A 19,504-nucleotide genomic window follows, 5' to 3' on the forward strand; every position below is an offset into this window, starting at 1 on the left:
AAAGGATTTTATAAAAATGGGTAAATATTTTGGGACTGATGGAGTCCGTGGAGAAGCTAACGTAGAATTAACGCCAGAATTGGCCTTTAAGCTAGGACGTTTTGGAGGATATGTTCTTAGCCAACATGAAACGGAAGCACCGAAAGTTTTTGTAGGACGTGATACACGTATTTCAGGAGAAATGCTAGAATCAGCCTTGGTGGCGGGACTCCTTTCTGTGGGGATTCACGTATACAAACTAGGCGTTCTGGCAACACCAGCAGTAGCTTACTTGGTCAAAACTGAAGGAGCTAGTGCGGGTGTCATGATTTCTGCTAGTCACAATCCAGCCCTTGATAATGGAATTAAGTTCTTTGGCGGTGATGGCTTCAAACTAGATGATGAAAAAGAAGCAGAAATTGAAGCCTTGCTAGATGCTGCGGAAGATACTCTTCCTCGTCCAAGCGCAGAAGGCTTGGGAACCTTGGTAGATTATCCAGAAGGCTTGCGTAAGTATGAAGGCTACCTTGTTTCAACTGGAACTCCTCTTGATGGAATGAAGGTTGCCTTGGATACAGCCAATGGTTCAGCTTCTACAAGTGCCCGTCAAATCTTTGCAGATCTTGGCGCTCAATTAACTGTTATCGGAGAAACACCAGATGGTCTTAACATCAACCTTAATGTTGGTTCAACCCACCCAGAAACCCTTCAAGAAGTGGTCAAAGAAAGCGGCTCAGCTATTGGTTTGGCCTTTGACGGAGACAGTGACCGCTTGATTGCTGTTGATGAGAATGGTGATATCGTTGATGGTGACAAAATCATGTACATCATCGGGAAATACCTTTCTGAAAAAGGACAATTGGCCCAAAATACAATTGTGACAACCGTTATGTCTAACCTTGGTTTCCACAAGGCCTTGGACCGTGAAGGCATTAACAAGGCAGTTACTGCAGTTGGCGATCGTTACGTTGTTGAAGAAATGCGAAAATCAGGCTACAACCTCGGTGGTGAACAGTCTGGTCACGTTATCTTGATGGATTACAATACAACAGGTGATGGTCAATTATCAGCTGTCCAATTGACAAAAATCATGAAGGAAACTGGTAAGAGCTTGTCAGAGTTGGCAGCAGAAGTAACCATCTATCCACAAAAATTAGTCAATATCCGAGTGGAAAATGCCATGAAGGAAAAGGCTATGGAAGTGCCAGCTATCAAGGATATCATCGAGAAGATGGAAGAAGAAATGGCAGGGAATGGCCGTATCCTTGTTCGTCCAAGTGGAACAGAGTCCCTCTTGCGTGTTATGGCAGAAGCTCCTACAACAGAAGAAGTAGACTACTATGTTGATACTATCGCAGACGTAGTTAGAGCTGAAATCGGGATTGACTAAATCCTAGAAAACTAGATGAAAATAAAAAATTATGGTACAATAGCTTATAATATTGTAGCCAAGGGAGAAAGACATGAATCTTAAACGTGAACAAGAATTTGTTAGTCAGTATCATTTTGATGCGCGTAATTTTGAATGGGAAAATGAAAATGGAGCTCCTGAAACTAAGGTGGATGTGAATTTCCAATTAATTCAACATGACCAAGAAAATCAAGTGACTTCCTTGATTGTTTTCTTGAGTTTTATGATTGTATTTGATAAATTTGTCATCAGTGGAACCATTTCACAGGTGAACCATATCGATGGTCGTATTGTTAACGAACCAAGTGAATTGAACCAAGAAGAAGTGGAAACCTTGGCTCGTCCATGTTTGAACATGCTCAACCGTTTGACTTACGAAGTAACTGAAATTGCATTAGACTTACCAGGAATCAATTTGGAGTTCTAATATGAAATTAGCTGTTATCACAGATTCCTCTGCCTATCTCAGTGCAGATACCTTGCAAAGAGAAGATTTATTTGTCTTGGATATTCCTGTCAATATTGATGGTGAGGAGTATGTCGAAGGTATCAATCTGACTGCTGAGGAATTTTACCAAAAAATGGCTCAGGCTTCTGAATTGCCTAAGACCAGTCAACCAAGTATTGCCAAGTTAGATGAGATTCTAACTTCACTCAAAGAACAAGGCTATACCCATGCTTTGGGGCTTTTCCTATCTTCTGGAATTTCAGGTTTTTACCAAAATATCCAGTATATGGTCGATGATTATGAGGGATTAACCATTGCTTTTCCAGATACTTTGATTACAAGTGCTCCTCTGGGTATCATGGTTGAAAGTGTCTTTAATTGGCGAGACCAGGGCGATGATTTTGCCATCATTCAAGATAAGCTAGCTATTCAAATTAGTCATACCTCTGCTTTCATCATGGTGGATGACTTGGACCATTTGGTTAAAGGTGGACGCCTTTCAAATGGAGCTGCTATTTTGGGCAATCTGCTAAGCATTAAGCCGATTCTTTATTTTAATGACCAAGGTGTGATTGAAGTTTACGAAAAAGTTCGTACTGAAAAGAAAGCAACCAAGCGCTTAATTGAGATTATCAAGGAAGCCACAGCTTCAGGCCAATACCGTATCATTGTCATTCATGGAAATGCTCCTGAAAAGGCTGAAGAATTGCGTCAGCACTTGCTAGATTCTGAAGTAGGTACGGATATTTCACTTGCTACATTTGGTAGTGTCATTGGAACACACCTAGGAGGAGGAAGCATTGCTTTAGGTTATATTCCAGTGATTTAGTTGGCGCTTTTGAGCTAGTTAAGAAATCTTGTATCTTAGAGATTGAACACGGACCACCTGCCTCTCGAAAAAAGATGCCTGTCTTGCCTTTCATGGAAAGTCAGCGCCACCCCCTATTTTTTACGGGCAGCTAAGATCCTTTGTATCTTGATAATTGAACACGCCTTGAGCACTGTGTGAAAAATATAGTTCTTCCAAGGAGGAGACACTCCTTGATTAGAACTCCTATTTTCACTTTGTGTTCCTACAGGCTTTGTATCTTAAATAGGAGTAAAGATGAGTATTCGAGTAATTATTGCTGGTTTTAAGGGAAAGATGGGCCAGGCTGCTTGTCAGATGGTCTTGGTTGATCCAGACTTGGACTTGGTAGCAGTTTTGGATCCTTTTGAGTCTGAATCAGAATGGCAGGGTATTCCTGTTTTCAAGGATAAGGCTGATTTGGTTGGTTTTGAAGCGGATGTCTGGGTAGATTTTACTACTCCAACTGTTGCCTACGAAAATACACGTTTTGCTCTTGAAAATGGCTTTTCTCCAGTAGTTGGAACGACTGGTTTCACAAGTGAAGAAATTGCAGAGCTAAAAGCATTTTCTCGTGCTCGAGATTTGGGGGGCTTGATTGCTCCTAACTTTGCCTTGGGCGCTGTCTTGCTCATGCAATTTGCAAGGCAGGCTGCTAAATATTTCCCAAATGTGGAGATTATCGAGCTTCATCATGACAAGAAAAAGGATGCTCCGAGTGGCACAGCTATTAAAACAGCTGAGTTAATGGCAGAAGTTCGAGACTCTACCCAGCAAGGTGCGCCTGATGAGGAAGAATTGATTGTAGGTGCTCGTGGTGCTGACTTTGATGGCATGCGCATCCACTCAGTTCGTTTGCCAGGCTTGGTAGCCCATCAGGAAGTCATCTTTGGCAATCAGGGAGAAGGATTGACCCTCCGTCATGACTCCTATGATCGCAGCTCCTTCATGACAGGGGTCAATTTGGGAATTAAAGAAGTTGTCAAGCGTCATGAGCTTGTCTATGGATTAGAACACTTATTATGAGATTAACGCAAATGCCTTCTGAATTTCAGAAGGCTTTACCAGTATTAGAAAAAATTAAAGAAGCAGGATTTGAAGCCTATTTTGTTGGGGGATCTGTGCGAGATGCCCTCCTCAATCGTCCCATCCACGATGTGGATATTGCGACGTCTTCTTATCCAGAAGAGACAAAGCAGATTTTTCCGCGAACAGCCGATATCGGAATCGAGCATGGAACTGTCTTGGTCTTAGATGGGGATGAGGAGTATGAGGTGACTACTTTTCGGACAGAGGATGTCTATGTGGACTATCGTAGACCCAGTGCGGTTTCCTTTGTGCGTTCGCTAGAAGAAGATCTCAAACGCCGTGATTTCACAGTCAATGCCTTTGCCCTGGACGAGACAGGAGAAATCATTGACTTGTTCCATGGTTTAGAAGATTTGGAAAAGCAAGTCTTACGAGCAGTTGGAGTGGCTAGTGAGCGTTTCAACGAAGATGCTTTACGGATTATGCGTGGTTTCCGTTTTCAGGCTAGTCTTGGCTTTGAGCTTGAGTCAGAAACATTTAAAGCTATGAAGACTTTGACGCCACTTTTGGAGAAAATTTCTGTGGAGCGTACCTTCGTTGAGTTTGATAAACTCTTGCTGGCTCCATTTTGGAGAAGGGGCTTGGCTTCCATGATTGAGAGTCAAGCTTATGACTATCTCCCTGATATGGCAGCTAGCCAGGACAAGCTCAATAGACTGTTTGATTTGGAGACTGATTTCACCTTTGAATCTTCAGAGCAAGCTTGGGCGGCTTTACTGTGGGCTTTGGAGATTGAAAATGCGCAGCCATTTTTGAAAGCTTGGAAGACCTCACGTCAGTTTGCTAAGCAAGTTCAGGATTTGCTGACTATTTTGGCCTTGCGTGAAAAGGGAGAATTGAGCAAGCGCGATTGTTATCGCTTTGACTTGGATTTACTTTTACAGGCTGAAAATCTTCGTCAGGCTCAAGGAAAAGAAGTCAACCCACAAGCCATCACAGAAACCTATCAGAGTTTGACCATTCATGACAAGAAAGAAATCCAAATCAACGGTGGTATTTTGATTAAGGAATATGACTATCAGCCGGGCCCAGACTTGGGAGAGATTTTAACAGAGATTGAATATGCCATTGTCGATGGAACATTGGAAAATGACCGACAAGCCATCCATGCTTACTTGAGGGAGAAAAAATGAGTGATTTTATCGTTGAAAAACTAAGTAAATCCGTCGGTGATAAGACCGTTTTTAAGGATATTTCCTTTATTATCCATGACTTAGACAGAATTGGTCTGATTGGTGTCAATGGAACAGGGAAGACCACCCTTTTAGATGTCCTTTCTGGTGTTTCTGGCTTTGATGGGGATGTCAGTCCCTTTTCAGCTAAAAATGATTACCAGATTGGTTACTTGACCCAAGACCCTGATTTTGATGATAGCAAGACGGTCTTGGATACAGTCCTATCCAGCGATCTCAAGGAAATCCAGATTATTCGTGAGTATGAATTGATCATGCTCAACTACAGTGAGGACAAGCAGGCGCGTTTGGAACGGGTCATGGCAGAAATGGACTCTCTCCAAGCTTGGGAAATTGAGAGTCAGGTCAAGACGGTTCTTAGTAAGCTGGGTATTCAGGACTTATCAACTCCAGTTGGAGAATTGTCAGGTGGTCTGAGAAGACGGGTCCAGTTGGCGCAAGTTCTTCTTGGCAACCACGACCTATTGCTTCTGGATGAGCCGACCAACCATCTGGATATTGCGACTATTGAGTGGCTGACCCTCTTTTTGAAAAATTCTAAGAAGACCGTCCTTTTTATCACCCACGATCGCTATTTCCTAGACGCTTTGTCAACTCGGATTTTCGAATTGGATCGCGCAGGCTTGACCGAGTACCAGGGAAATTACCAGGACTATGTTCGCCTAAAGGCGGAACAGGATGAGCGCGACGCGGCTCTTCTTCACAAAAAAGAACAACTCTACAAACAAGAATTGGCCTGGATGCGCAGACAACCGCAGGCGCGTGCGACCAAGCAGCAGGCTCGTATCAATCGTTTCCATGATCTGAAAAAGGATGTTTCAGTGGGTGCTGCTGAGACAGACTTGACCATGAACTTTGAAACCAGTCGGATTGGGAAGAAAGTTATCGAGTTTCAGGATGTTTCCTTTGCCTATGAAAACAAGCCTATTTTGCAAGATTTTAATCTCTTAGTTCAGGCTAAAGACCGTATCGGAATCGTTGGGGATAACGGTGTGGGAAAATCAACCCTACTCAACTTGATTGCAGGAAGTCTTGAGCCTACAGCAGGTCAAGTTGTGATTGGGGAAACTGTTCGCATTGCCTATTTCTCTCAGCAAATTGAGGGCTTGGATGAAAGCAAGCGAGTTATCAATTACTTGCAGGAAGTGGCAGAAGAGTTCAAGACTAGCGGTGGTTCTACGACTTCGATTGCAGAGTTGTTGGAGCAGTTCCTTTTCCCACGTTCGACTCATGGAACCTTGATTGAGAAATTGTCTGGGGGAGAGAAAAAACGTCTTTATCTCCTCAAACTGCTCTTGGAAAAACCCAATGTTCTTCTTTTGGACGAACCGACAAATGACCTAGATATTGCGACCTTGACAGTTTTGGAGAATTTCTTGCAAGGCTTTGCTGGTCCAGTTTTGACTGTTAGTCACGACCGCTATTTCTTGGATAAGGTAGCGACTAAGATTCTGGCTTTTGAGGATGGCAAGATTCGTCCTTTCTTTGGTCATTACACCGACTACTTAGATGAAAAAGCCTTTGAAACAGAGATGGCCAATCAAGTGCAAAAGATTGAAAAAGAAAAAGTGGTCAAGGTCCGTGAAGATAAGAAACGCATGACCTACCAAGAAAAGCAGGAGTGGGCAAGTATTGAAGGCGATATTGAAGCCTTGGAAAACCGTATCACTGCTATTGAAGAGGAGATGCAGGCAAATGGCTCTGACTTTGGTAAGCTGGCTACTCTCCAAAAAGAGCTAGATGAGAAAAACGAAGCACTTCTTGAAAAATACGAACGCTATGAATATTTAAGTGACTTTGATAGTTAGAAGAATAGAAAAATCCCGTCTCATGACAGGATTTCTCTATTCTTTTTTAGTTTCTTGATGAAAGACATTTTGCCAAGTTTCGTGGCGACGCCAGATACTGGTATGGATGATACCATCTAACTCATAGGAGATGAGTTTGGTCTTCTGACTGATGGAAGTGATCTGAATATCCTTGATAGCGGAATTCAAGTCTTTTTCGGCTTTATAGGCCTCTTTATCCATCTGCTCTCCATCTTGACGAATATAGACAAAATCGTCAGCCAAGAGTTCTTCCAGTTGATTTCCTTGGTCAATCAATTGCTCGCGCATAAGCAATTTTTTATAGACGTTATCTAAAATTTCATCCTCAGGAATAGGTGCGGGCTCGATATGGACATCGGTATCAAAGACTCCAAAACGTTCCTCCAGCATAGACTCGACTTGATCCGCGATTTCATGACTCTCAAAAACAGACAAGTCAGGATTCATTTCTAGCGTAATATCAAGGTAAATGTTGCTACCGTAGGTGCGACCTCTTTGAGATTTAACCTTGCTAATTTTGGGAATTTCCATAATGGCCTTTTGATAGTCCTCAAGCAGACGGTCGTCAAAGCCATCTGAAAGACTAAAGGAAGACTCGATAAAGATATCATAGGCAGTCTTCAAGATAAAGAAAGTGATGATAATGGCAACCAGTTTATCCACAATGGGATAATTGAAACTGCTAGCTAGGATGGCAATAGTAGTACCAAGTGAGGTAACAGCATCAGAAAGATTGTCCTTTGCTGCGGCCTTCAGTGCTTTGGAGTTGGATTTCTTACTGAGGCGAGTATTGTAGAGATAAACTAGAAACATAATCGCTGCAGAAATGATTCCTAGGGTTGCACCAAGAGGGTCAATGACTGTTTCTTCACGACTGAGAATCTTCTGAATGGTATCCCTTAGAACATCAAAGCCAACATAGAACATGATAATAGAAGTGACCAAGCTAGCCAAATCTTCAATCTTCCAGTGGCCAAAACGGTGGTCTCGGTCAGCAGGCTGGCGTGCCATCCGGATTCCAATCAAGAGGGCCACATTTCCAATGATGTCCGACACGTTGTTAAAACCATCGGCCACCAAACTGGATGAATGGAGGAGGTGCCCAGTTGCTAATTTCGCTGCAGACAAGATCAAATAGGTCGAAATACTGATAATGGCCCCACGCTCAGCTAACTTGAGATTTGAGATAGATTGCTTCATTCAACTTCCTTTCTAGTCACATAGCATTTTACCATTATACTGGTTTTCAAGGGAAAATTCAAATAAGGCAGTTTTTACTCTTTGAAAACTTTTCAAAATTTGGTATAATAGTACTACTCAAGGGAGTAGCTGGCAGAAACCTGTGATAGTGTCGTCATTCCGAATTTTATACTGAAAAGTATGCTTTCCGGCACTATCTTAAACAGCGAGACTTGTTATGATTAACAGGTCTCTTTTTGTTTGTCGTGAAAAGATACGATGAGGGAAAAGAGAGTCTGTTTTGCACACAATGTCAAGGAGGAGACACATGTCAAAAGAACAAAAACGCCAAGCGTTTTACACTCAGAGTCCTGAAGAGGTCTTGCAGGCTGTGGATGCGACCGAGCAAGGCTTGTCATCAAGTGAGGCAGAAAAGCGCCTTGCCGAATTTGGCCACAATGAACTCGAAGAAGGCGAGAAACGATCAATCCTGGTCAAATTCATCGAGCAATTTAAGGATTTGATGATTATTATCCTAGTTGCGGCAGCAATCTTGTCAGTTGTGACTTCTGGTGGGGAAGATATCGCAGATGCCATTATCATCCTAGCCGTGGTTATCATCAACGCTGCCTTTGGTGTTTACCAAGAAGGAAAAGCAGAAGAAGCTATCGAAGCCCTCAAATCTATGTCTAGTCCAGCTGCCCGCGTTCTTCGTGATGGTCATATGGCTGAGATTGACTCTAAAGAATTGGTGCCAGGTGATATCGTTGCCCTCGAAGCAGGTGATGTAGTACCAGCAGACCTACGTTTGCTTGAAGCCAACTCTCTTAAAATCGAAGAAGCAGCTCTTACAGGTGAGTCTGTGCCAGTCGAAAAAGACTTGACAGTTGAACTTGCTGCAGATGCTGGTATTGGGGACCGTGTCAACATGGCCTTCCAAAACTCTAACGTGACCTATGGTCGTGGTCTTGGTGTTGTTGTCAATACAGGTATGTACACGGAAGTTGGTCATATCGCGGGTATGCTCCAAGATGCGGATGAGACGGATACACCACTCAAACAAAACTTGAACAACCTTTCTAAGGTCTTGACCTATGCTATCTTGGTCATTGCCCTTGTTACTTTTGTAGTTGGTGTTTTCATTCAAGGCAAAAATCCACTCGGTGAGTTGATGACCTCTGTTGCGCTTGCCGTTGCAGCAATTCCAGAAGGGCTACCAGCTATCGTAACTATCGTTCTTGCCCTTGGTACTCAAGTTTTAGCCAAACGAAACTCTATCGTTCGTAAATTGCCAGCAGTAGAAACACTTGGTTCAACTGAAATCATCGCTTCTGATAAGACTGGCACGCTGACCATGAACAAGATGACCGTCGAAAAAGTCTTCTACGATGCAGTCCTACATGACTCAGCTGATGATATTGAACTAGGTCTTGAAATGCCCCTTCTTCGTTCAGTTGTCTTGGCCAATGATACGAAAATTGATGTTGAAGGCAACCTGATTGGTGACCCAACCGAAACAGCCTTCATCCAATATGCCTTGGACAAGGGCTACGATGTCAAAGGGTTCTTAGAGAAATATCCACGTGTGGCTGAGTTGCCATTTGATTCTGAACGTAAGCTCATGTCAACAGTTCATCCACTTGCAGATGGACGCTTCCTCGTCGCTGTTAAAGGTGCGCCAGACCAACTCTTGAAACGTTGTGTTCTTCGTGATAAGGCTGGGGATATTGCTCCGATTGATGAGAAGGTTACAAACCTCATTCATACAAACAATTTTGAAATGGCCCACCAAGCCTTGCGTGTCCTTGCAGGTGCTTATAAGATTATTGACAGCATTCCAGAAAACCTGACTTCTGAAGAGCTTGAAAATGATTTAATCTTTACTGGTTTGATTGGGATGATTGACCCTGAACGTCCTGAAGCTGCTGAGGCTGTTCGTGTGGCTAAGGAAGCGGGAATTCGTCCAATCATGATTACGGGTGACCATCAAGACACTGCAGAAGCTATTGCCAAACGTTTGGGAATCATCGATGCAAATGATACAGAAGGACACGTTTTAACTGGTGCTGAGCTCAACGAACTGTCAGATGAAGACTTTGAAAAAGTAGTTGGTCAATACTCTGTTTATGCCCGTGTATCTCCAGAACACAAGGTTCGTATCGTCAAGGCTTGGCAAAAACAAGGTAAAGTCGTTGCCATGACAGGTGATGGTGTCAATGATGCGCCAGCTCTGAAAACAGCCGACATCGGTATCGGTATGGGAATCACTGGTACAGAGGTTTCTAAGGGGGCTTCTGACATGATTCTTGCAGATGATAACTTTGCGACTATTATTGTTGCAGTTGAAGAAGGACGTAAGGTCTTCTCAAACATTCAAAAGACTATTCAGTATCTGCTTTCTGCCAATACTGCTGAAGTATTAACTATCTTCCTATCAACCTTGTTTGGTTGGGATGTCTTACAGCCAGTTCATCTTTTGTGGATCAACTTGGTAACGGATACCTTCCCAGCTATCGCTCTTGGTGTTGAACCTGCGGAGCCTGGTGTCATGAACCATAAACCACGTGGACGCAAGGCAAGCTTCTTCTCAGGTGGTGTTTTGAGTTCTATCATCTATCAAGGTGTACTCCAAGCAGCTATTGTTATGAGTGTTTATGGTCTTGCCCTTCTTTACCCAGTTCATGTGGGTGACAATCATGCCATTCATGCGGATGCTCTTACTATGGCCTTTGCAACCCTTGGTTTGATTCAGCTCTTCCATGCCTATAATGTCAAGTCTGTTTACCAATCCATCTTGACAGTTGGCCCATTCAAGTCTAAGACCTTCAACTGGTCCATCTTGGTATCCTTCATCCTTCTCATGGCAACAATCGTCGTAGAACCGCTTGAAGGAATCTTCCACGTAACCAAACTAGACTTGTCACAATGGGGAATCGTTATAGGCGGAAGCTTATCAATGATTATTATTGTCGAAATCGTTAAATTTATCCAACGCAAACTTGGCTTTGACAAGAATGCGATTTAAAAAGAAAAAGTCATCTTCGGATGGCTTTTTGCTACAGTTGAGGGAAAGGGCTTGCAGTTGCCGTCTTTTGTGCTATAATTGCTATAATATAGTAAAAAACAAGAGGAGTGTGAGGAAGTGGAAAAGAAAATTGTGAAGGATATTTTGTTTTTATCTCAGGTATCTCAGCCGGCAAGTCAGGAAGACCTTTATCTTGCCAGAGATTTGCAGGATACACTCTTAGCAAATCGTGAGATTTGTGTCGGTCTGGCTGCCAATATGATTGGGGTGCAGAAGCGTGTGATTATCTTTAATCTTGGTTTGGTTCCTGTGGTCATGTTTAATCCAGTGCTCCTGTCCTCTGAAGGGTCTTATGAGACAGAGGAAGGCTGTTTGTCCTTGACGGGTGTGAGACCTACTAAGCGATATGAAACCATAAGTGTTGCCTATCGTGACAGCAAGTGGCAGGAACAGAACATGACCTTAACAGGCTTTCCAGCTCAGATTTGCCAGCATGAACTGGATCATTTGGAAGGACGAATCATTTAGGAGGAAAGCAAATGAAACGAATAGTCTTCGAACTTATTTTTATCGCAACGACCTGGTATATATTTTTACCGCCTCTTAACCTGACCAGCTGGGAGTTTCTCTTTTTCCTCTGTGGGCATTTGCTGGTTGTAGCAGTTTTATTTGGCTTTGGCAGAGGAATCAATCTGGTCAAAACGGTTCATGTTCGTCACGGCAAGGCGGAAGCTGCCTTAAATCTAGAGGATGTCAAAATCAATCGGTTAGGGAAAATTCTTGTAGCTTCTATTGGAGGAATTTTGCTCTTGGCTGGCTTGGTTTCCTTGGTGACTTCTAGCATTTTTCAGGCTAAAAATTATGCCAATGTAGTCACGGTTACGGAAAAAGAGTTTACTGAATTTCCTAAGAGTGACACCAGTAAGGTTCCTATCCTAGATAGAAGTACTGCTGAAAAAATTGGCGACCGCTACTTGGGTTCCCTAACGGATAAGGTGTCGCAATACGTGGCGGCAGACACCTATACCCAACTGACGATTGATGGGAAACCTTATCGGGTTACACCGTTAGAATATGCAGATCCTATCAAGTGGTTTAATAATCAAGCCAAGGGAATCGGCGAGTATATCAAGGTAGACATGGTGACTGGAAATGCGGACTTGGTGGACTTGAAGACACCAATCAAATATTCAGACTCGGAATATTTTAACCGTGATGTCAAACGTCACCTGCGCTTGAAGTACCCAACTAAAATATTCAAGTCTCCATCTTTTGAGGTGGACGATGAGGGCAATCCTTTCTATGTGACTACAGTTTACCAAAAGCAATTTGGACTTGCAGTTCCTCGTCCTGTTTCAGTCATTATCTTGGATGCCACAAATGGAGACACCAAGGAATACAACTTGTCGGATGTTCCAGAATGGGTGGACAGGGTCTATCCAGCTGAGGAAACTATTGAGCAAATTAACTACAACGGCAAGTACAAGGACGGTTTCTGGAATGCTATGATTTCCAAGAAAAACGTGACCCAGACTACCAAGGGCTATAATTATTTGTCTATCGGTAATGACATCTACCTCTACACAGGTGTGACGTCGGCCAATGCAGATGAAAGTAATCTTGGTTTTATCCTTGAAAATATGCGCACAGGAGAAATAACCAAATACAGCTTGGCTTCTGCGACTGAAGAATCGGCCCGTGAATCAGCAGAAGGTGCTGTTCAGGAGAAATCCTACAAAGCAACCTTCCCAATCCTCATCAACCTCAATGACAAGCCTCTGTACATCATGGGCTTGAAGGACAATGCTGGTTTGGTCAAAGAGTACGCCTTGGTTGATGCAGTCGAGTACCAAAATGTTATCGTAGCTACTACAGTAGAAGAACTGCTCAGCAAGTACGCCAATAAAAACGACCTTGAAATTGATAATGAAACAACAGAAAGCATTAAGGGTGTGGTGGCAGACCTCAAATCAGCTGTTATCAAGGGCGACACCGTATATTTCTTTAAAGTTGATGGCAAGATTTACAAGGTCAAGGCCTCTGTATCAGATGACCTCCCTTATCTTGAAAATGGTAAAACCTTCGAAGGTCAAGTAGGAAAAGACAATTATCTCAAGACTTTTAAAGTACAATAATATTCTTCGAAAATCTCTTCAAACTACGTCAGCTCTATCTGCAACCTCAAAAAGTGTTTTGAGCAGCCTGCGGCTAGCTTCCTAGTTTGCTCTTTGATTTTCATTGAGTATAAAAATAGGTTTTCTTAGAAAGTATAAGTTATAATAAGGTAAATTAATACTAATGGAGGACAAACAAATGGGTTTTTATGTGATGGTTGCTTCAATGTTACTGGGATTGCTCGTTTTGAAGATAGGTTTTTCTCAGTTCAAGGAGAAAAAAGATACATTCTTATCTATCTTAACAAGTTTAGCTGGCACAACCCTTGTTCTCGTGGCTGTCTGGTTAGGATGGCCAAAATAAACAGAAAAACCTCGTTCAAACCGAGGTTTTTTAGATGAATTTCTTGGTAGTGGCTAAAAAATATGCTACACTATTAATATGAAAATTTTAATCCCAACAGCAAAAGAAATGAACACAGACTTGCCAAGTATCGAGTCAACTCCTTTAAGACCAGAAAGTCAGGCCGTGCTGGATGCCTTGGCCCTCTATTCTGCTAGTCAATTGGAGAGTTTTTACAAGGTTTCAGCTGAGAAGGCAGCGGAGGAATTTCAACATGTCCAAGCTTTGAAAAGGCAAACTGCTCAACACTATCCAGCTCTGAAACTTTTTGATGGGCTTATGTATCGCCATATCAAGCGAGATAAATTGACCGAGGTAGAACAAGCCTATCTTGAAAATCATGTCTTTATTACTTCGGCTTTGTACGGTGTTGTTCCAGCCTTATCACCTATGGCGCCTCACCGTTTGGACTTTTTGATGAAGTTAAAAGTCGCAGGTAAGACTTTGAAGAGCCATTGGAATGCAGCTTATGATGAAGCTCTGAAGAAGGAAGAAGTGATTTTCTCTCTTTTGTCATCAGAATTTGAGACTGTATTTTCTAAGGAAATCAGAGAAAAAATGGTGACCTTCAAATTCATGGAGGATAGAGGTGGTCAGTTGAAGATTCATTCAACTATTTCCAAGAAAGCGCGTGGTGCCTTCCTGACAGCCATGATAGAAAATCAAGTACAGACGGTGGAGGAAGCTCGTCGCTTAAGCTTTGCAGGATTTAACTACCGAGAAGACCTGTCCCAGCAACAGGAATTGGTTTTTGTAAAGGAAGTATAGAAAATAGATAAAAGAAAAAGTCAGCACGATTATGCTGACTTTTTTGATAACTTATAAAGTATTGGATAAATGAATCTCATTTGATAAAGTATTAAGATGATTAACCAAATCCATGATTGACAGATGGTTTCGACAAATAAACTTCTTGGTAATCCCTGGAATATAGAAATTAGACACGATGATATCGTAATCTGTCTGATTTAAAATCTCAGGACTTGTTTTCAATTCATCCCAAATATCGAAGGTAAAGCGGTTATTACAGTAATAGGAAAGCATATCAACAAAGGTAAGGGATATAGCATGGTCAAAGTTACTAATAATCAAAACCTTGATAGGTGGTCGATTCTCTAACAACTGAGTAGAGAGGTTTTCAGCATGGGTTAAGATAGTGTACATCAAGTGTTCTAACTGTTCAGGATGGTCATGCTGTCCAATTGCTTGACGGTATTGAGCCAGTTCTTGACGAGCACTCCCCATAAAGTCTGGGAAGTAAACTTCGAATTTTTTAATCGTCAATGCTTTTTGTTCAAATAAGATTGGGGTAGAAAAGACTTCCTGTCTTTCAAAGAAAGCAGTGTTGTGTAAATGCCAAATAAGCTCATCGTGGTTGGTAAAAGTAATCTTATATTGTTTTGATAGGCGTTCTAATATTTGACTAAGTAATTGGTAAGAGTATCTTGCTTCACTGTTCTTTTCTAAAGAGTTGAAGAATTCTTGAGGATCTAAGAAAATGTTACTTTGAATAAAGGAAATAAAAATTTGTGCAATGATATCTGGAGTCAATTCCAGTCCCAATTTTTCAGAGAAATGGCCTAGTACCTCTTCAAAATTTGGAATATTCATCAAAAGAGGATAGTATTCATCGTTAAAATGATTTGGTACATCGATGAAATGGCCATTTTTGATGCGGTAAATACTGATAGCTATCATCAATTTGTACATTCTATAAATTGAAAATCGCATCGGGTAATTCGTGATTTTATAGAAGAAATCAGCAAACTCTGTTAAATCCTCTTCAGGAAGGTCAGGAAAAGGCCAGTCTAGGAAATAATAGCGCTCAGAAAAGTATTGGGCAAAAAAATAGCGAATATCAGTTTCATTCCCATGTATCTCAGTTGGAGTAAAAGATAATTCAATTTGGAATTGAGATGATAGATTTTTTGTAATATTTCGACCTAATCGATAGAGATTAGCACTACTTGAGTGAAGATTTTCTATCGTTCGATAAATAGGCAGGCCCTCATTGAAAAACATATATTCTAGTAATTGAAAAGATTGGGAATGAGCTAGAAAATATTGATAAACGTCTTCCACACTAGTGTTAACATCTAAATCAATCATAATTCCGTTAACGGAGGATTGGATGTCAATATTTGGGAAAGCTGTTCGTAATTCATTTAAATCATTTTTTAGGATTCGTTCTGTACATCCTAATTTTTCGGCAAGTGCATGTAATCTTATCCAATTACGATTCTGAATTAAGATTTCCATTAAGCGTAATTGTCTTTGATCTTTTGTGGATAAAAGGTTTCGCATGTAGGTAATTTCCTCCTAAATTATATTGTATCATAATTATGATTCTGTTGTACAAAAAAACAAGAATTAAAAATATGTACATTAAATTCAAAAAAAAAAAAAAAAAAAAATATGGCTCCATGGTACAAAAATCAGATATATTAATTTCATAGATAATATTGATTAATGCCTCAAATAGTTGTAAATTGTAAACTATAAAATACTATCTAGGAGTTTAAAATGAAACATACACATAAGAAATCATTTGACTGGTATAGCATGCAACAACGATACTCTATTCGTAAGTATCACTTTGGTGCGGCTAGTGTCTTGCTCGGGACAGCCTTAGTCTTGGGAACTGCTGCCAATGCGCAATCAGTACAAGCAGAGGAACAACATCCTGAGGCAACTAATAGTGTCTCTGTTGATAAGGTAGATGAAGCTACTAAACCAGCAGAAGTTTCTACACCTAAAAAAGAAACAACTTATGCAGCTCCAACTGTTGCTAACCCAGTAGAAACGACTCCAGCTAAAACTGAAGAAGCTACTAGACCAGCAGAAAAAGTTGAAGAAGCAAAAGACAAAAAAGAAGCAAGTCATCAAGATGCTGTTGACAAGTCGAAATTGTTAACAGCTCTTTCGCGTGCTAAAAAATTAGAAAGCAAGTTATATATAGAAGCAAGTGCTGCTAACTTGCAAGCAAGTATCCAAGCTGGTCAAAGCTTGCTTGGGAAAGCAGATGCGACTGAATCTGAAGTATCAGCAGCAGAGTCATCTATCCAATCAGCTATTATTGGGCTAGAACTTCGTTCTAACTCTGATAAAGGAACAGTATCAGAAACACCTGTAGTGAAGAAAACTGACGTAGCAGAAGCCAAAGAAGAAGCTAAGCCAGCTGCAACAACGACTGACCGTTCAGCTGTTGATAGTAGCGTTTTAGCAACTAATGCACCTGCCAAAGTAGAAACAACTTCAGCTCCAGAATCTACTAATGAAATCTCGAAACCAGGTTTGAGCCTTTCTGATGCTCGCCAAAATCCAGCTATCCGTAAGGAAGACTTGGATAAAGGGCATAGTGGCTTTAGAGCGGCTAGCAATCCAGCCAATCCAATTGTATCAGGTTCTGGAAATACAGTTGCATTTGCAGATATTAGTCAAGGTGGTCGTAGTTATAGTTTCCGTGGTTATGGGAACTCACGTGGTGGTAATTCAATTCATTACGATGTAACAACAGTACGTCAAGGTAATAGATTGAATTTCACAATTAAATACTCTGGTCCAGGTGAATTTGTTAATAATAACTTTATCTTGGATAAAGGGGATGGATTTGGAAATCCTTCAAATGCAACTATCACAACTCCAAGATTAAGAGAGCAATCAAAACCTATTAGCCAGGGTGCCAACTTCGTATCTCACTCAGGATACAGTATGACCTCTGCTACTTCAACAAATATGGAACAAACAATCAGATTTAGTTTGCCAATCAATAATCCAAATGGTGATTTGTCTGTTCGTTTGAAACCTGTTACTTTTAACGTGGACCAAGGTGGTGGTGGTGCCGCTACTAGCAATGACCCATACAGTAACTCCAACTATTATCATAGAGCAAACCCACTATACTTGGATGCAAACCCTTATGGTGGTACTAATAATAAGACTGTTTCAGAAGACATTGACTTCCAAACAGTCTACCTTCCAACTAGTAAATTACCAGAAGGTCAAACTAGATTAGTTCGAGAAGGTGAAAAAGGACAACGTCAAATTACCTATAAAGTCCATCGATTTGGTAATGAAACAATCCTAGGATTGCCAATTAGTAATTCTGTTACTAAAGAAGCTAAGCCACGTATTATGCAAATTGGTGTGGCTAAAGAGTTAATCGATACAGTAAAACCACGTGTTGATCAAAATAAAGTTGGTGATACAAATAACCTCACTTTCTATCTTGATAACGATGGAAATGGTGTTTATACTGAAGGCGTAGACGAACTTGTTCAAAAAATTGCTATTAAAGATGGAGCCAAGGGTGAAAAAGGGGACCGAGGCGAACGCGGTCTAACTGGAGCTCAAGGAGCTAAAGGTGAAAAAGGGGACCAAGGCGAACGCGGTCTAACTGGAGCTAAAGGTGAAAAAGGAGACCGAGGCGAACGCGGTCTCACTGGAGCCCAAGGTGCCAAAGGTGAAAAAGGAGACCGAGGCGAACGCGGTTTAACTGGAGCACAAGGTGCCAAAGGTGAAAAAGGAGACCGAGGCGAACGCGGTCTAACCGGAGCACAAGGTGCTAAAGGTGAAAAAGGAGACCAAGGTGAACGCGGTCTGACTGGAGCACAAGGTGCCAAAGGTGAAAAAGGGGATCAAGGTGAACGCGGTCTAACCGGAGCACAAGGTGCCAAAGGTGAAAAAGGAGACCGAGGCGAACGCGGTCTAACCGGAGCACAAGGTGCCAAAGGTGAAAAAGGAGACCAAGGTGAACGCGGTCTGACTGGAGCACAAGGTGAAAAAGGAGACCGAGGCGAACGTGGTCTAACTGGGGCACAAGGTCAGGCAGGTCGTGACGGTGTAACTCCAACCGTAACCGTTAAAGATAATAAAAATGACGGCACTCATACTATCACTATTAACGACGGTAGAGGTAATGTTACAAGTACTGTTGTAAGAGATGGTTTCGATGGCGCAAGTCCATTAGTTGCGACTCAACGAAATGACGCAGATAAAACAACAACAGTTATCTTCTATTATGACCAAAATGATAACAACGAATTTGATGCAGGAGATATAAAACTAAAAGAAGTTGTAATTGCAGATGGTGCTAAAGGTGAAAAAGGGGACCAAGGCGAACGTGGTCTAACCGGAGCGCAAGGTGAAAAAGGCGAACGTGGAGACCGTGGTGAAACAGGAGCAGCGGGACGTGACGGAAAAACTCCAAAAATCACAACTGCTCGTGGAGCAGACGGCCGTAGTACTGATATTACATTTACTATTCCTGGTGAAGAACCTGTAACAGTTAACATTAAAGATGGTAAAGATGGACGTACACCAACCATCGACTTAAATGCCTTAGCTGAAGCAGCAGCAAGATTAAACAATCAAAGAAGCGGAAGAGTAAGAAGAGCTTTAGCAGACGCCCCATCTACAGCACCAGCAGAAAAACCAAGAGAAGGTACTCTTATTACAGCGTACTTTGATAACAATGGTAATGGTCGATACGATGAAGGTATAGATGAATTAATTGCTAAACAACCAATTTATAATGGTACAGACGGTGCCAATGGTGCAGCAGGTGCAGCCGGACGTAATGGTGCTGAACTATTAAGTGGACCTAAACCACCAACATCAAATGATGGTAAAGATGGTGACACTTATATCGATGCAACTACAGGTGATGTTTATAAGAAAGAAAACGGAACTTGGGATAAGATTGGTAACATTCGTGGGCCTCAAGGTCTAAAAGGTGAAGCCGGAGTTGCAGGACCACAAGGACCACAAGGGCTACAAGGACCTAAGGGTGAACAGGGTGCTCAAGGTCTTCAAGGACGTGATGGAGCGCAAGGACCTGCAGGACGTGACGGTCGTGAAGGTGTACCAGGACCAGCGGGACGCGACGGACGTGATGGAGCACAAGGACCTGCAGGACGTGACGGCCGTGATGGACGCGACGGAAAAGACGTATTGAACGGCAAAGTTGATCCAACAACAGAAGGTAA

14 protein-coding genes are annotated in these 19,504 nt (G+C 41.9%); 12 read left to right on the forward strand and 2 right to left on the reverse strand.

Going from position 1 to position 19,504, the window contains the following annotated elements; translation table 11 throughout:
- Nucleotides 1-16: 16 nt before the first annotated feature.
- The 6 genes from glmM to N8O43_RS07445 all read left to right on the forward strand — a co-directional run bounded on the left by glmM (nucleotide 17) and on the right by N8O43_RS07445 (nucleotide 6,775).
- Nucleotides 17-1,369 carry a phosphoglucosamine mutase gene (glmM, locus tag N8O43_RS07420; protein ID WP_261089935.1) on the forward strand — a complete coding sequence of 451 codons (1,353 nt, stop codon included), beginning with the start codon at nucleotides 17-19 and terminating at the stop codon, nucleotides 1,367-1,369.
- 73 nt (nucleotides 1,370-1,442) lie between these two features.
- On the forward strand, nucleotides 1,443-1,817 hold the full coding sequence (locus N8O43_RS07425) for a DUF1149 family protein (protein WP_261089936.1): 375 nt from the start codon (nucleotides 1,443-1,445) through the stop codon (nucleotides 1,815-1,817).
- 1 nt (nucleotide 1,818) lies between these two features.
- Nucleotides 1,819-2,667, forward strand: a complete 849-nt coding sequence (locus tag N8O43_RS07430) for a DegV family protein (protein ID WP_261089938.1) — start codon at nucleotides 1,819-1,821, stop codon at nucleotides 2,665-2,667.
- Nucleotides 2,668-2,943: 276 nt separating this feature from the next.
- The gene (dapB, locus tag N8O43_RS07435; RefSeq protein WP_261089939.1) at nucleotides 2,944-3,711 is read left to right on the forward strand and encodes a 4-hydroxy-tetrahydrodipicolinate reductase; all 768 of its coding nucleotides are present in this window, start codon (nucleotides 2,944-2,946) and stop codon (nucleotides 3,709-3,711) included.
- Nucleotides 3,708-4,907, forward strand: a complete 1,200-nt coding sequence (locus N8O43_RS07440; RefSeq protein WP_314726014.1) for a CCA tRNA nucleotidyltransferase — start codon at nucleotides 3,708-3,710, stop codon at nucleotides 4,905-4,907. The genes dapB and N8O43_RS07440 overlap by 4 nt, the downstream gene beginning before the upstream one ends.
- Nucleotides 4,904-6,775, forward strand: a complete 1,872-nt coding sequence (locus tag N8O43_RS07445) for an ABC-F family ATP-binding cassette domain-containing protein (protein ID WP_261089944.1) — start codon at nucleotides 4,904-4,906, stop codon at nucleotides 6,773-6,775. The genes N8O43_RS07440 and N8O43_RS07445 overlap by 4 nt, the downstream gene beginning before the upstream one ends.
- A 36-nt stretch (nucleotides 6,776-6,811) precedes the next feature.
- Here N8O43_RS07445 and mntE read toward each other — a convergent pair whose 3' ends face one another.
- The gene (gene mntE / locus N8O43_RS07450; protein ID WP_261089946.1) at nucleotides 6,812-7,996 is read right to left on the reverse strand and encodes a CDF family manganese efflux transporter MntE; all 1,185 of its coding nucleotides are present in this window, start codon (nucleotides 7,994-7,996) and stop codon (nucleotides 6,812-6,814) included.
- Nucleotides 7,997-8,303: 307 nt separating this feature from the next.
- On the opposite strand from mntE, the gene N8O43_RS07455 reads away from it, so the two are divergent.
- From N8O43_RS07455 to yaaA, 5 genes are all read left to right on the forward strand, one after another.
- Nucleotides 8,304-11,000, forward strand: a complete 2,697-nt coding sequence (locus N8O43_RS07455; protein ID WP_261089947.1) for a cation-translocating P-type ATPase — start codon at nucleotides 8,304-8,306, stop codon at nucleotides 10,998-11,000.
- Nucleotides 11,001-11,117: 117 nt separating this feature from the next.
- Nucleotides 11,118-11,528: a peptide deformylase gene (locus N8O43_RS07460; protein ID WP_261089948.1), complete on the forward strand. Its 411-nt coding sequence runs from the start codon at nucleotides 11,118-11,120 to the stop codon at nucleotides 11,526-11,528.
- Nucleotides 11,529-11,539: 11 nt separating this feature from the next.
- Nucleotides 11,540-13,135: a hypothetical protein gene (locus N8O43_RS07465; RefSeq protein WP_261089949.1), complete on the forward strand. Its 1,596-nt coding sequence runs from the start codon at nucleotides 11,540-11,542 to the stop codon at nucleotides 13,133-13,135.
- A gap of 178 nt (nucleotides 13,136-13,313) precedes the next feature.
- The gene (locus tag N8O43_RS07470; protein ID WP_033681539.1) at nucleotides 13,314-13,478 is read left to right on the forward strand and encodes a DUF3953 domain-containing protein; all 165 of its coding nucleotides are present in this window, start codon (nucleotides 13,314-13,316) and stop codon (nucleotides 13,476-13,478) included.
- Between the two features lie 78 nt (nucleotides 13,479-13,556).
- Entirely contained in the window at nucleotides 13,557-14,285 is a 729-nt protein-coding gene (gene yaaA, locus N8O43_RS07475; protein ID WP_261089951.1) for a peroxide stress protein YaaA, read from the forward strand.
- Between the two features lie 51 nt (nucleotides 14,286-14,336).
- On the opposite strand, the gene pclR is transcribed toward yaaA, so the two are convergent.
- On the reverse strand, nucleotides 14,337-15,821 hold the full coding sequence (gene pclR, locus N8O43_RS07480) for a virulence transcriptional activator PclR (protein ID WP_261089952.1): 1,485 nt from the start codon (nucleotides 15,819-15,821) through the stop codon (nucleotides 14,337-14,339).
- A 219-nt stretch (nucleotides 15,822-16,040) separates the two neighbouring features.
- Between pclR and pclA the strand changes: the two genes are divergently transcribed.
- Nucleotides 16,041-19,504, forward strand: a 3,464-nt coding sequence (pclA, locus tag N8O43_RS07485) for a pneumococcal collagen-like adhesin PclA (protein ID WP_261089953.1), incomplete at its 3' end; no start/stop codon positions are given.

The sequence above is a fragment of the Streptococcus mitis genome, assembly GCF_946190335.1.
Classification (GTDB): Bacteria; Bacillota; Bacilli; order Lactobacillales; family Streptococcaceae; genus Streptococcus; species Streptococcus mitis_CH.

Excerpts from the sequence above, each read along its gene's own strand:
- glmM (WP_261089935.1), top strand. The coding sequence starts at position 17 with ATGGGTAAATATTTTGGGACTGATGGAGTCCGTGGAGAAGCTAACGTA.
- N8O43_RS07425 (WP_261089936.1), top strand. The coding sequence starts at position 1,443 with ATGAATCTTAAACGTGAACAAGAATTTGTTAGTCAGTATCATTTTGAT.
- N8O43_RS07430 (WP_261089938.1), top strand. The coding sequence starts at position 1,819 with ATGAAATTAGCTGTTATCACAGATTCCTCTGCCTATCTCAGTGCAGAT.
- dapB (WP_261089939.1), top strand. The coding sequence starts at position 2,944 with ATGAGTATTCGAGTAATTATTGCTGGTTTTAAGGGAAAGATGGGCCAG.
- N8O43_RS07440 (WP_314726014.1), top strand. The coding sequence starts at position 3,708 with ATGAGATTAACGCAAATGCCTTCTGAATTTCAGAAGGCTTTACCAGTA.
- N8O43_RS07445 (WP_261089944.1), top strand. The coding sequence starts at position 4,904 with ATGAGTGATTTTATCGTTGAAAAACTAAGTAAATCCGTCGGTGATAAG.
- mntE (WP_261089946.1), bottom strand. The coding sequence starts at position 7,996 with ATGAAGCAATCTATCTCAAATCTCAAGTTAGCTGAGCGTGGGGCCATT.
- N8O43_RS07455 (WP_261089947.1), top strand. The coding sequence starts at position 8,304 with ATGTCAAAAGAACAAAAACGCCAAGCGTTTTACACTCAGAGTCCTGAA.
- N8O43_RS07465 (WP_261089949.1), top strand. The coding sequence starts at position 11,540 with ATGAAACGAATAGTCTTCGAACTTATTTTTATCGCAACGACCTGGTAT.
- N8O43_RS07470 (WP_033681539.1), top strand. The coding sequence starts at position 13,314 with ATGGGTTTTTATGTGATGGTTGCTTCAATGTTACTGGGATTGCTCGTT.
- yaaA (WP_261089951.1), top strand. The coding sequence starts at position 13,557 with ATGAAAATTTTAATCCCAACAGCAAAAGAAATGAACACAGACTTGCCA.
- pclR (WP_261089952.1), bottom strand. The coding sequence starts at position 15,821 with ATGCGAAACCTTTTATCCACAAAAGATCAAAGACAATTACGCTTAATG.